The organism is uncultured Campylobacter sp. (genome assembly GCF_938002845.1).
Lineage (GTDB): Bacteria > Campylobacterota > Campylobacteria > Campylobacterales > Campylobacteraceae > Campylobacter_B.
In genome coordinates this window covers 36,863-50,039 of the sequence record NZ_CALKZP010000058.1, presented here as the reverse complement: position 1 = coordinate 50,039, position 13,177 = coordinate 36,863, and the positions used below count along the sequence as shown (strand labels likewise).

Annotated in this window: 15 protein-coding genes; 3 read left to right on the top strand and 12 right to left on the bottom strand. The window is 43.2% G+C overall.

Translation table 11 applies throughout. The features are described from left to right. Position 1: 1 nt before the first annotated feature. The 12 genes from Q0224_RS10530 to Q0224_RS10475 form a co-directional block, all read right to left on the bottom strand. Entirely contained in the window at positions 2–541 is a 540-nt protein-coding gene (locus Q0224_RS10530; RefSeq protein ID WP_177389145.1) for a hypothetical protein, read from the bottom strand. After that, entirely contained in the window at positions 538–1,545 is a 1,008-nt protein-coding gene (locus Q0224_RS10525; RefSeq protein ID WP_297951164.1) for a hypothetical protein, read from the bottom strand. Before Q0224_RS10525 ends, Q0224_RS10530 begins: the two co-directional genes overlap by 4 nt. After that, positions 1,538–2,368: an ATP-binding protein gene (locus Q0224_RS10520; RefSeq protein ID WP_297951163.1), complete on the bottom strand. Its 831-nt coding sequence runs from the start codon at positions 2,366–2,368 to the stop codon at positions 1,538–1,540. Before Q0224_RS10520 ends, Q0224_RS10525 begins: the two co-directional genes overlap by 8 nt. After that, positions 2,361–3,869, bottom strand: coding sequence for a pilus (MSHA type) biogenesis protein MshL (gene mshL / locus Q0224_RS10515; protein WP_297951162.1), 1,509 nt, complete (start codon positions 3,867–3,869; stop codon positions 2,361–2,363). Before mshL ends, Q0224_RS10520 begins: the two co-directional genes overlap by 8 nt. Continuing rightward, the gene (locus Q0224_RS10510; RefSeq protein ID WP_297951161.1) at positions 3,847–4,248 is read right to left on the bottom strand and encodes a hypothetical protein; all 402 of its coding nucleotides are present in this window, start codon (positions 4,246–4,248) and stop codon (positions 3,847–3,849) included. The genes mshL and Q0224_RS10510 overlap by 23 nt, the downstream gene beginning before the upstream one ends. A 26-nt stretch (positions 4,249–4,274) precedes the next feature. Beyond that, positions 4,275–4,928: a hypothetical protein gene (locus Q0224_RS10505; RefSeq protein WP_297951160.1), complete on the bottom strand. Its 654-nt coding sequence runs from the start codon at positions 4,926–4,928 to the stop codon at positions 4,275–4,277. Beyond that, on the bottom strand, positions 4,928–6,448 hold the full coding sequence (locus Q0224_RS10500) for a hypothetical protein (protein WP_297951158.1): 1,521 nt from the start codon (positions 6,446–6,448) through the stop codon (positions 4,928–4,930). Before Q0224_RS10500 ends, Q0224_RS10505 begins: the two co-directional genes overlap by 1 nt. Before the next feature lie 62 nt (positions 6,449–6,510). Then, entirely contained in the window at positions 6,511–7,380 is an 870-nt protein-coding gene (gene era / locus Q0224_RS10495) for a GTPase Era (protein WP_297951157.1), read from the bottom strand. 330 nt (positions 7,381–7,710) lie between these two features. Continuing rightward, positions 7,711–9,030, bottom strand: coding sequence for an HslU--HslV peptidase ATPase subunit (gene hslU / locus Q0224_RS10490; RefSeq protein ID WP_297951156.1), 1,320 nt, complete (start codon positions 9,028–9,030; stop codon positions 7,711–7,713). Continuing rightward, positions 9,027–9,575, bottom strand: coding sequence for an ATP-dependent protease subunit HslV (gene hslV, locus Q0224_RS10485; RefSeq protein ID WP_177389129.1), 549 nt, complete (start codon positions 9,573–9,575; stop codon positions 9,027–9,029). Before hslV ends, hslU begins: the two co-directional genes overlap by 4 nt. Beyond that, positions 9,568–10,011 carry a 50S ribosomal protein L9 gene (gene rplI, locus Q0224_RS10480; protein WP_297951155.1) on the bottom strand — a complete coding sequence of 148 codons (444 nt, stop codon included), beginning with the start codon at positions 10,009–10,011 and terminating at the stop codon, positions 9,568–9,570. Before rplI ends, hslV begins: the two co-directional genes overlap by 8 nt. A gap of 182 nt (positions 10,012–10,193) precedes the next feature. Continuing rightward, positions 10,194–11,417 carry an argininosuccinate synthase gene (locus Q0224_RS10475; RefSeq protein ID WP_297951154.1) on the bottom strand — a complete coding sequence of 408 codons (1,224 nt, stop codon included), beginning with the start codon at positions 11,415–11,417 and terminating at the stop codon, positions 10,194–10,196. A gap of 88 nt (positions 11,418–11,505) precedes the next feature. Here Q0224_RS10475 and Q0224_RS10470 point away from each other — a divergent pair, with 88 nt between their 5' ends. From Q0224_RS10470 to lptB, 3 genes are read left to right on the top strand one after another with little or no spacing between them, the layout of a single operon-like run. After that, complete coding sequence (locus Q0224_RS10470; protein WP_297951153.1) at positions 11,506–11,751, top strand: RNA-binding S4 domain-containing protein; 246 nt, start codon at positions 11,506–11,508, stop codon at positions 11,749–11,751. Next, entirely contained in the window at positions 11,735–12,142 is a 408-nt protein-coding gene (gene tsaE, locus Q0224_RS10465; RefSeq protein ID WP_297951152.1) for a tRNA (adenosine(37)-N6)-threonylcarbamoyltransferase complex ATPase subunit type 1 TsaE, read from the top strand. The genes Q0224_RS10470 and tsaE overlap by 17 nt, the downstream gene beginning before the upstream one ends. Then, positions 12,135–12,857 (top strand): LPS export ABC transporter ATP-binding protein, encoded by a 723-nt coding sequence (lptB, locus tag Q0224_RS10460; RefSeq protein ID WP_297951151.1) that lies wholly within the window; start codon positions 12,135–12,137, stop codon positions 12,855–12,857. Before tsaE ends, lptB begins: the two co-directional genes overlap by 8 nt. The last annotated feature ends 320 nt before the right edge of the window (positions 12,858–13,177 follow it).

Here is a 13,177-nt window from a genome sequence, read left to right as displayed (position 1 = left end):
ATCACCAATAAATTTTAATCGAGCTAAGCTTATCGCCAGCATAAATTGCAATTACCATCTTTTTTACCTCTTCCTCTTCTTTGATAAAAAGCTCGGCGCGCTCGCCGTTTTCTAGGGTAAAGACATACGTATCACTCTTTTTTACGTATGCTCTCTCCGTAAATTTATCAAAAATTTCAGACAAAATATAATTGATCTTGGGCGTGCGGATATAACTAATATCCACGCCATCACAAAGTGCTAAATAAAGCATCTTTTTTTGAAAAATTATAGTCGAATAAAGAGAAGCATTCTCGCGAGCCTCTTTCGTCTTATAAAGCATCACCGTAGGCACGACGAGCTCATTTACTTTATCCATCTTTAGGCACGCTTTAGCATACATATTTGCAAGTGCCTCGCTCTGCTCTTCGATGAATAAATTTCGCACGCTTTCTTGGCAGATACGGTTGTACTGACCGATCTGATCCCAGTTGCGCACGTCATCGGCGCTAACTGCAAATAACGACGCGATCGCAAAAGCTAAAATATATAAAATTTTCATAGTTTGTCGCTTCTTATCTTTGAAATGAGGTTAGAAATTTCGCTATTTTTCGCCTTTGCATTAAAAGTCTCAAGAGCGTAAAGCGCGTCTTCTTTACGACCCTTTTTATAATTGGCTTTAGCAAAAATTATCCAGCTGGCGACGTTGTCCTTATCAAGCTCATTTGACGTAAGAGCCCATTTGATCGCATTGTCGTAGTCTTTCTTATTATACGCTTCTTCGGCTAGCGATAGCGAATACTCAATCTTATTCGTTGCGTAAAATTTACTCTCCAAGCTCTGCTTATCTTCGCTTAAATTTGAAGTTTTTATCTCAATTCTGGAACTTAGCGGAGCGCTACTTGCGGTATTTGTAGAACCTCCCGAGAAATTTGATTTAGGCGGCAATGGAGCACGCCCAAAATCTATAACCTCGTTTTTAGGCGGCTGATTTGCAAAAGCTGCGTTATTGGTATTAGGTACGTTAAATGTAGGAGCATTTTGATTGCCAAAATTCTGTCCACCAAAATTTTGACCGCCGAAATTCTGCGCCTGAGCCTGCCCGCCATAGTTTCCGCCATTTTCGTAATTATTGGTTATCTTAAATCCACCGGAATCCTCGCTGGATAGCACACCTACGTCGTTTAAATTTAAACTTGGGCGTTCCTTTTCATGTTTAGAGGCGCGGGCAACTTTCGGCGCGCTGATATTGTAATCTTCTTTAGAGATATTATTTTGCACTGCAAGATCTGCCGCCTGCTGCTCGGCATCATTAGCAGAATTTGTAGCTCCGCCCTTATCCTCAATATTTTGATTGATGCTTGCCATGCTAACGCTATCGCTATCTTTAAGCAGCCAAAATATCGCTCCGATCGCAACCGAGATCAAAATTAAAAGCCCTAAAATCGTCTTGTCAAATCTCAATACAAAATTCGGCTTAGATTTCAGGAAAGAAAACTGCTTTCTGTTTTTGTTATACTCTTCCCATTTTTTTTCAAGTTCGTTTACTTCGTAAAATTCAAGCATTTATTATCCCCGAGCCTATCGCTGCCATCTCTATGATTTTATTATTAATCTGCGAAAAACTAATTTCCGTAGGTTTATTTACCTCGTAATACTCAAAAAGCTCATACATCTTATACATAAGCTTGTTGATATTCCTCATATTACCGTCCGTTAAATTTAAAATCAAATCGAAATTATCGTCGCTAAACATAAAATAGTATTGTTGAAAGCCATGAAGCACAAGCTTCTTTTCAATATATAGCTTGACTTCGCCTAAATTTGAATTAGGGAGCTCAATGCTCTCCCAAATTCTAGTTTTAAAATAATCCTTTGCGAGGCGGTCTTCCTCGTCAGTCTTATGAACCGTAAATAAAAATTTAAATAATCTCGTATCCGCCATAAGGCGAATTTTTTCTATTAAATTCCCAGGATACAGCTGAGCCTCATCAAGCAAAATAACGACCTGCTCTACCGCCCCTACGTTAGTAGAAATTCCAAATCTCTCTCTGTAAACCCGCATAAAATTTTCATAATTATCAATTGGCTCGCTAGGAGTTGAATGAAAAATCTGCGAATAAAGCTCTAAGAAAAATTCTTTCTCATCAAAAAACGGCTGCGGCACAAATACGACTCTTACCTTTTTTTCAAGATCGACCTTGATCTTATTAAGCAAAAATGTCTTGCCGCAACCCGGTTTGCCGTAGAAAAGTATAAGTTTTAACGGCTTTTGCAAAGCATTTAAAATTTTATGATAAGCAAGGGTAGATTTATCGAGATTAACGAAGTCTGAGACTTCGTTATCCTCGATAAAAATCTCCTTGATCGCCGTATAGCTATTACTCATTTTCGTAGATGGATTTTGAGTAACCTAGCTCTTTAAGAGAGGTAGCAAGCGGCGCGCCGGTATTATCGATGATATGTGGAGTTACTACGAAGATTAGCTCTGACGTGCTCAAAACATCGGCAGTACTTTTGAAAAGATTTCCGATTAATGGAATTTCAGCTAGCACAGGCACCCTAGTGTTATTCTTGGACTTAGTTGCGCCGATTAAACCGCCTAAAATTACAGTATCGCCATCATCTACCCAAACTACACTCGAGAGTTTCTTTTGCAAGGTATCAGGTGCGATATCTCTTCTGCCATTCTCTCTCCTTACATTATCTTCAGCATATTTAAGAGAACTTAAAGATGGATTGATTCGTAGCATAATCCTATTATCATCTGAAATTTCAGGCAAGATATTCAAAAGAATACCTACAAAGATCGAATACTGATCATCCGACTGAGTATCTCCGCCTTGATAATCACCTGTAGTAGTAGATTTCAATACGTAGTTAATGGTATCACCTACAGAGATAATAGCAGGCTGATTATTCATCGTAGTTACTTTAGGGCTTGAAATAATCTTGGTTTTACCTTTAGTCTCTAGGAAGTTAATCAAACCGTCGATATTGAAATTTAGATTAGCTCCTATCGTCCAAGTTCCGTGAGTATCGCTAGCCTTTCCTCTATTGCCGTTATCTATATGATAGCCTGAAAGCTTAGTCGGATCTCCACCTACATAGGTATTAAATCCCAATTGGAATTTACTCCAATCTATACCGGTAGTGTATTCGTTATTTAGCTCGACAGATATGATATTTACATCTAGCAAGACTTGACGACTAAGGCGTTTTTGCATACCGCTTAGATATCTATCGACGCGAGCTATCTGAGACTTCATAGCAGTAACGGTTACTAAACCGGCATTTTGATTTATAATAGGAGCGACTGCGACGTATTTTTCGGTACCGTTATTTAAAACAGAAGTGATTTCCTCGCTAATCTTCTCCCAAAAATCAAATTTCTCTTTGGTAGTGATCTTATTATCTTCTTTATTTTCTTTATCGTCACTATCATCCACTTTCGTAGGTGCGGAATCGACAGAAGATTTAGTAACAGCAGTGCCTTCTCTAATAGAGGTGATGTAATCCACTTTAAAAGTCCTAGTCTCTAGCGCTGAAATTTTTAATATGCCATGAGAATACTCATAGCTTAGATTATTCTCTTTTATGAGTAGATCTAAAACTTCGCGTAAAGAAAGGTCTTTGATGCTTACGCCTTGTAGTGGCTTACTCATCTCCTCTTGAGCGATAGCGTCTTTTGCTACCACTGAAAAGCGGCACATATCGGATAGCTGAGTTAGCATCTCGTTTAGCGTAACGGTATCGTTAATCTTAATATTTAGTGCCTTCCTATCGCAGTTACCTGCAGTTGCGGGAGCGGCATATAGACTAGTAGCCGTAACAGACAAAGCAAGCATAGCAGCTATGCTAAGCTTTTTACTTATATGTAATAATGACATTTTGACTTCCTTGTTTTAGTGTTAGTTCGACTTTATTTTCATCGTCGTTGGTAATAATAACGCTATTACCCGTTATTTGCACGATCTTATATGAGCCTACATACTCGCCCAAACCATACCACTTATCGTTTAGCTTAACCTTATCGCCCATAATACCTACTAGCTGATAACCTAGATCTACCTGCTGATTGGCTTCTCTAGGCGCATTGGCTTCTTTAGGATAAAACGGATCTTGCAAAGAAGCTATCTGCTCATCGCTAAGACCTACTCTAGGTTTGCTAAGATTATCAAATATAGCATCGTATCTAGCCTTATAGGCACCATTGCTAGGCGCTACCGTCTGATTATTATCTACGGCAAACAGAGTAGCAGAAAGCAACAAAGAGCATAAAATTAACTTTTTCATTAGTAATTTACTCCCCAGATAGATATACCAATGCTTCCACCGATTTTGCCATTTTTAGTGGCATTGATATCCATCTTATTTACATCTACGATCATCTCCGATTGTTCGATTAGGTTGATATACCTAAGGACATTCGAAAATGCTCCTTCAAATTTCACATCTATATCCAGCAAAGCCTCAGGCTGAAAAATTTGTTTGATGCTAGGCTCTCTTCTATCGCTGTGAATAGCGTAAATTTTAATATTGTTATTCTCTGCGATCGTTGAGAGGCTATCCATAAACTTAGCCCAGTTCTTTTCATTATAGGTAAGCTTTGAAATTTCTTTTAGCTTACCGTCTAGATACCCACGCTCTTCAATGATATTGTTAAGGTTGGTCTTAGCACCATTGAGGATATTGCGCTTATTATCAACGAAAGCTTTAGGATCACCACCAAAAAACTCGTTATACTCTCTTTGTGCGCCCTCAAGCTTAGTCGTGGCAGTACTTAAATTTGTTTCGCTCTCTTCTAAATACGGATCCGCATAGTTACTCAAAATAAAGTAAGCTACCAAACCTACAAACAACAAAGCTATGTAAAAATAGTTATTTGCACTATTTCCCTTGGAGGCAAACCATTGATCAAGTTGATCTAATGAACTTTTCTTTTTCATTATTTAACCTCCACACTGATGTTGCTATCGTAAAATACGGTTTTATTACCCTCTTGTAGTGTGATTGTTTTGGTATCCACGCCATACACCTCTTTTTTACTGATATCCTCTAAAAGTTCGGTCATTTGCTTATCGTTTTTGGTGCGCACCTGAACAGTTAGAGTCCTATTCTCATCACCGATCCTAACCATATTGCCCTTATTTTTAACAACCATATTGGTTAGCTCGAAAATAGAAACGCCTTTCATGGCGTAATTGTTTTTCTTATCTGAGATAGCGTTAATTAGTTCGCGCCTATCGTTAAGCTCCTTACCACTCTTAGCAGCCTGGGCATTTACCTCTTTAGTCTCTTTATCCAAACGCGCACTTTCGTCTCTAGCGGGACTCATTTGTTTTTCTAATCCATCATACTCGTTGATTTTATCATTAGCTACCATATTATTATAATAGCCGTAGCCGAAGTTATACGCAGGATACACAGCGCCAAGTAGGCAGCCTAGCAACATATAGCCTATCAGCTTGCCGGTTGATCTTTGAGTCAAAGGCGGAGGTCTCATAAACGGCGAGTAGTTGTGATCGTCGTCTTTAGTAACCAAATAATCTTGACCCACCAAGAACATTAAAATATCTAGCTGAGTGAGCGGATAATCTTTCGCGTTGATTGCAACGTTAAAATTAAAATCTTTGTATCTTAGCTTTAGATTATTTTCTACAAAAACCTCGATCGCAGGAATTTTACCGATATCCGTTCCGATATAGACGTTTTGGATATTGACGTTGTAAATTTTACCAATACCGTTCAACACGTCGTTGATGTAGTAAAACATATCGTCAAAAATTTGGATCATATAATCGCGTTCGGTCGGATTTTCTAAATTTACTCCCTGCTTGGAAAGCAATCTATAAAAACTCTCTTCATCGACTCTACTGCCGACTAGCTCAACATATTTTTCATGCAAGAATTTTAGGTTATATCTTACTTGGCGGGATTGAAAATATTCGCCGTTTTGATACACTACCAAAAACGCATCGTCGCGCTGCAAGTAGATGAAGCAGTCGATTCCGTCGCGAGTTAGGACGCCTCTATTATACAAGCCCTCGTATAAAAACGGAGCCATAGCCACATAGTCGATGTAGTTCGTCCTAGCGGCGATCGCATCGAATTCTGAAGTGAGTTTGGCATTATCTACGACAAAGACGTTGAAAATTCTATCATCGCCGCCAGCGCCTATTACCTCACTATAGGTGATTTTGTAATCCAAAGCGGTGTCAAGCCCCAGCTCCTCATACACCTTAACGACGATCGCATCTAAAAGATCCGCGTCCTCTACCGATCTGCTTATCTCAACCGTCGCAGTCATTATATCCTTATACGGAATATATGAGACGTAAGTTTCCTTCGCACGATTTGCTTTTGAGAAGTCGTGCTCGAAAACTTCATTCTCACTTAGACCGAATATGGTTTGCGTGACTTTGTTAATCGCAACAATCGAACTAGCATTTTTACTATTCTTTGCCATAACACTCCACTTCCAAATGAAATTTTCTACGTTGCTAATACTAATAGAAATAAAATAAAATGTCAATAGATAAAATCGGTTTTTACCATAAATTCGTCATTTTTCCAGCTTTTTTTTACAAAAACTGTTAATTTTAAGTAAATTTTGACCTTAGAAAAATTTGAAATTAACTTTTTGGCTCGAATTCCGATCCGCTTTATCGCCTCGCCGTTTTTGCCGATCAACATCTCTTTGTGAGAATTGGTGTCCGTTATGATCCGCGCATATACCGAGATCAGACCTGGTTTTTCCACCACTTTTTCCATTACGACGTCGCTGCAATAAGGGATCTCGTCGCTCATACTCTCAAAAATCGCCTCGAGTATGAAGTCGCGATAAATTTCACGCTCGTTGGTCGCACTTAAAATTTCAGGATCGTAAAAATACTCGTGCTCGGGCAAAATTTTACAAATTTCGTCCAAAACCTGCTTTTTATAGACCTTTTTTTTGATGCCAACCGGGACTATCGCTTCGAATTTATCGGCAAATTTTTGATATTGCAGCAGCTTTTGCACGATCTTTTCGTCGTTTACTTCGTCTATTTTGGTTAGAATCACGATGTGTTTGGCGCCTGCGTTTAAATTTAAAAATTTTTCGTATTCCGCGGTATCGTCGTGCACCGGCGCCAAAAACAGCACCAAATCGCAGCCCTCAATCGCCCCGAGTGCCACTTCGACCATCAGCTTGTTCATCAGCTTGGCGCTTTCGTGCAACCCCGGCGTGTCCGTGAAAATCACCTGATCTGCGCCGTTCATCGCGATGCCGCTAATCTTACGGCGCGTGGCGTTGATTTTATGCGAGACGAGCGAAATTTTCTCGCCGCAGAGATAGTTTAACAGCGAGCTCTTGCCCGCATTCGTCCGCCCGATGAGCGTTACAAATCCGCTTTTCATATTTTCCTTAAATTTATAAATTTTATCTTGCAACCGCAGCGCTAAGCCCTTGCGGGTAAATTCTAAAATCTCGTTTTGTGCAAACTAGCTCCGCACAAGCGTCGAAATTTTAAAATTCCCACGCCACACAAACAGGTGAAATTTTAAAATTTCAAGCTGCACGGTAGCGGTAAATTCCGCTCCCTAGGCGCAGAATTTTATCTACTTCGAATTCTGCGCATTTTAAAATTTCGCTAAATTTCATACTTAAAATTCTAAATTGCTTTGCAAATTTAAAAACCGTAAAATTCCGCGACTCTGCAGAATTCTAAGAGTAGCTACCGCGCCGCCTTATAAAATGTATTTCGCCAGATCCTCGTCGCTTGCGATGCCTGCGAGCTTTTCGCTTACGAGCTTCTCATCCACGACGATCTTTTGCCCTTTAAACTTATCCGCTTCGAAGCTGATATCCTCAAGCACCTTTTCCATTATCGTATGTAGCCTTCTAGCGCCGATATCCTCGACCTTTTCGTTCGTGCTCGCCGCAAATTTCGCGATCGCTTTGACCCCGTCCTCGCTAAATTCCAGCTCCACGCCTTCGGTCTTTAAAAGCGCCGAGTACTGCTTAAGAAGCGAATTTTTTGGCTTCGTTAAAATTTCGCACAGCGCCGCCTCGTCTAAGCTATCAAGCTCGACGCGAAGCGGGAAGCGCCCCTGAAGCTCGGGTATGAGATCACTCGGCTTGCTGATATGAAAGGCGCCAGCGGCAATAAAAAGGATGTGATCGGTGTCGATATTGCCGAATTTCGTGCTTACACTACTGCCCTCCACGATCGGAAGCAGATCGCGCTGCACCCCCTCTTTGCTCGGATCCTGCCTGCCGCTATTGCCGCTTGAGACCGCCACCTTATCGATCTCGTCGATAAAGATGATGCCCTCGTTTTGCGCGCGCCTAACGGCTTCGGCCTTGATGCTCTCAATATCTAAGACCTTCTCGCTAGCCTCGCTTTTGAGGGCAACTTTGGCGTCTTTTACCTTCATCTCTTTTTTGCTTTTACGCGTCGAAATTCCGATTACCTTGATGAAGCTTTCCTGCATATTCGCCATCTCGGGCGGCAAATTTGGATTTGACTCAAGCGCGTTTTCGCTTACTTCGATCTCGATGCTAAGATCGTCCAGATCGCCGCGCTCGAGCTTAGCTGCCATCTTTTCATAGCTTTTTTCGTAATCGGCGACCTTCTCCTCGCTCGCTCCGCGCGGAAGCGGCGGAAGGACTTTTTCTAAAATTTTACGCTTGATATAATCATCGATCTTGTCTTTGTTCTTTTCAAATTCCTCGCCGCGCACTAAATTTACCGACGCGGCGGCCAGATCGCGCACCATACTCTCCACGTCGCGTCCCACGAAGCCCACTTCAGTATATTTGCTCGCCTCAACCTTGATAAAAGGAAGTCCGAACATCTTCGAAAGCCTGCGCGCGATCTCGGTCTTGCCCACGCCGGTAGATCCGATCATCAGGATGTTTTTGGGCATCACCTCGTTTTTCATCTCATCTTCGAGCGCCATTCTGCGGTAGCGATTTCGCAAAGCCACCGCTATCGTGCGTTTGGCGCTATTTTGTCCGATTATATATTCGTCTAGTTTCTCTACGATCTGCTTTGGCGTCATCATCTCTTTTCGTCCCAAATTGCGTATGTTTTGATGTTTTCGTTTGTGTAAATGCAAATCTCGCCCGCGATTTTAAGGCTTTGCTTTACAAGTTCCTCTTCGTCTAAGCTTGCAAATTTATCCAAAGCTCGCGCCGCGCTAAGAGCGTAATTCCCGCCGCTACCGATCGCCGCGATCTTGCCGTCGTCCGGCTCTACCACATCGCCCGTGCCGCTAAGCAGAAAGATATTTTTGCGGTCCAGCACCAGCATCATCGCTTCGAGCTTTCGCAGATATTTATCCTTGCGCCACTGCTTGCTAAATTCTATCACCGCCCTTAGAAGATCGCCTTTTGCGCCATCTAAGCACTTTTCAAACATATCAAAAAGATTAAACGCATCGGCAGTACTGCCCGCAAAGCCCGCTAGGACATTACCCTCTTTGCCGATCTTTCGAATTTTAGTCGCATTGCCCTTTAAGACGGTGTTTCCAAACGTAACCTGCCCGTCGCCGCCGATGACAGAGGCCTTCGCGCCTTTGTAGGCTAAAATGGTAGTTGCTTCAAACACTAGCCACCTCTATCTCAAATTTAGCGCTTATGCCGTGCTTTAGCTTAGCATTTACGTCGTAGATCCCGGTCGTTTTGATAGCCTCGATCTCTAAAATTTTCTTATCGATTTCGATCCCCTTTTGCTCTTTTAGCGCGGTTGCGATCTCATCTTTGGTAACCGAGCCGAAAAGCGCGCCGCTCTCGCCCGCCTGCTTTACAATCTTTACGCGGATCTTGGCTAGCTCCTCGGCTAGTTTCTGCAAGCTTGCGACCTCATATTTTTCAAGCTCGGCCTGCTTTTTCTTATCCGCTTCAAATTTACGCAAAACCTCAGTCGTAGCGGCTTTGGCGTAGCCTTTGCCGATTAAGAAGTTATTGCCGTAGCCGTCCTTGACCTCCTTTACCTCGCCCGCCTTTCCGAGCCCCTTAACGTCTTTGATCAATAATACTTTCATCCATTATCCTTTTAAATTTAGCTTTAAATTTATAAAATTTTATAAGCGGCGCGGGCGGATCTGAAATTTAGTGAAATTTCATGAAACCCGCCGGCAGCCGTTCGCGCTTTTCCGATAAATTTTAAAATTTCGTTTTGCGAAATTTGCCTGCGCGCCTTGCCGCTATGAGGCAAAATTTTCAGCTAAAGCTTGCGTCCGTTCTTGCCTGCAATGATAAATCTTAGCGCGCTTAACTTGATAAATCCGTCGCCGTCTTTTTGATTGAAAACCTTGTCCTCTTCAAACGTCACAAAATCGGTATTAAACAAGCTATCGCTCTTGCTTTCTCTGCCTAGCACGGTCACGTTGCCCTTATAAAGCTCTAGCTTAACCTTGCCGTTTACATGCTCTTGGGATTTGTTTATCAGCTCTTGAAGCAGCAAGCGCTCCGGGCTGAACCAAAAGCCGTTGTAGATGAGCTCGGCGTAGCGCGGCATCAGATCGTCTTTTAGATGCGCCGCACCGCGATCTAGCGTGATGCTCTCGATCGCGCGGTGAGCCTTTAGCATGATCGTGCCGCCCGGAGTTTCGTAGCAGCCGCGGCTCTTCATGCCGACGTAGCGATTTTCTACTAGATCGAGCCTGCCGATGCCGTTTTTAGCGCCAAGCTCGTTAAGCGCTGCTAGCATCTCGTGCGGTTTAAGCGCCTTGCCGTTTAGCTTTACGGGATCGCCCTGCTTGTATTCGATCTCGATGATCTCGCTCTTATCGGGCGCATTTTTAGGGCTTACGGTCCATCGCCACATATCCTCTTCAGGCGCATGGGCGGGATCTTCCAGCACCAAGCCCTCGTAGGAGATGTGAAGGATATTCGCATCCATCGAATACGGCGATTTGCCTGGCTTTGAAGCGATGTCGATGCCGTTTTTCTTAGCATAGGCAAGCAATTTCTCGCGAGAGTTCAGATCCCACAACCTCCACGGCGCAATCACCTTAATATCGGGATTTAGCGCGTATGCGCCAAGCTCGAAGCGGACTTGGTCGTTACCCTTACCGGTCGCGCCGTGGCTTACGGCATCCGCACCTGTTTTTTTCGCGATCTCGACTAGTTTTTTAGCGATCAACGGGCGCGCGATCGACGTGCCTAAAAGATACTCGCCCTCATAGACGGCATTTGCGCGAAACATCGGAAATACGTAATCGCGCACGAATTCCTCGCGCAAATCCTCTACGAAGATATTTTCCTTTTTGATGCCCAGTTTCACAGCTTTGTTTTTGATCGGCTCCAAATCCTCGTTCTGACCGATATCTGCGGTGAAAGTCACCACATCGCAGCCGTAAGTATCGCCGAGCCACTTTAAAATAATACTAGTATCTAGTCCTCCCGAATACGCCAAAACGACCTTTTTTACATCTTTTTTTGCCATCTCAAATCCTTTACGTAAAATTTGGCGAAATTCTACCAAAAATAGTTTAATAGTTGCTTTTAAGGCAAATATCGCTAAACTCACGCCTATGAGAATCGATAAATTTTTAAACGCAGTCAATATCACCAAGCGGCGCGCCATCAGCGAAGATATGTGCAAAAGCGGCGTCGTAGCCGTAAACGGCGCGGTAGCAAAGCCCGCCAAAGAGCTTAAAATCGGCGACATAATCACGATAAGCTTTTTGGATAGAAAACAAAGCTTTAAAGTCCTAGCCTTTCCTAGCGCGAAAAATACGCCCAAAAGCGAGCAGGCAAAGTATGTCCAAGAGCTTTGAACTACTCTGCGGCGAGGATGAAATTTCACGCCTCGTGCAGGCTCTGCCAAAAAGCGGCATAATTTTATTAATCGGGGATCTCGCCAGCGGCAAAACGACGCTTGTGCGCGCGATCGTGCGGGCGCACGGATTAGACGAGCACGTGAGCTCGCCGACATTTTCGATCATGCAAAACTATGGCGAAATTTATCATTACGACATCTATAACGGCGGCTGTGAGGGGATTTTAAAAAACGGGCTATTTGAAAATTTATTTGAAGGGGGACTTCATCTGATCGAATGGGCGGATGAAAATTTGATAAATTTACTTAAAAAATATGAGCTTGATTTTTGCGTAGTGAGGATCACACCGCACGCGCAAGGGCGAAAATACGAGGTAAGCTATGCATAAACTGGAAGTCAGGGGTCTTAAAAAAACAATAAAAGGCACGCCGATCATCAAGGGCATCTCGCTGGAAGTTTACAACGGCGAGATCGTAGGGCTGCTAGGACCCAACGGCGCAGGCAAAACCACGACGTTTTATATGATCTGCGGGCTGATAAGCGCTAGCGGCGGCGATATCTTGCTTAATGAAAATAGCATCGCAAATGTTCCGCTTCATAAGCGCGCTAAGCTCGGCATCGGCTACCTGCCACAAGAAAGCAGCATCTTTAAGGAGCTCAGCGTTGAGGAAAATTTAATGCTCGCTGCAGAGATTACCTATAAAAATAAAGCCGAAGCCTCACGTAAGGTCGATGAGATGCTAAATCTGCTCAACATCGAGCCGATCAGATTGCGCAAAGGCGTGAGCCTAAGCGGCGGCGAGCGCAGGCGCTGCGAGATTGCGCGAAGTCTAATGATAACGCCGAAATTTCTGCTTTTGGACGAGCCGTTCGCGGGCGTCGATCCGATCGCGGTTAGCGACATACAAAGCATCGTGCGAGACCTAAAAAAGCTCGGCATCGGCGTGCTCATCACCGATCACAACGTCCGCGAGACGCTTGCGATCTGCGACCGTGCCTACGTCATCAAAGACGGCGAGCTGTTCGCCGGCGGCACCGCAAAAGAGATAGCCAGCGATCCAAATGTCCGTAAATTCTACCTCGGCGAGGATTTTAGTATCTAAGTCAGCCAGAGCGCTTTGGATTTTCAGCTCCCGCTTCGGCGCGCGCATTAATTTCTGCAATTTAAATTTTACGATTTAAAATCCAAGCAAACGGCTGCGATTAGTCGTACGCGCGACACTTGATTTAAAATTTTGCATATTAAAATTTAAAGCCACTGCCACGACCGTACGATAGAGCGATTTTATTTTGTGCTTTAAATCTTAAAAGCCAATTTTATTGTCCGCGCCCGATTCTAAAGCTGGGGTTTAAATTTTACGCTTTAAATTTTTAAAGTAGTTATGGCGGCGGGATTTGAGTCCAGCGTTTAAAATTTAGCATA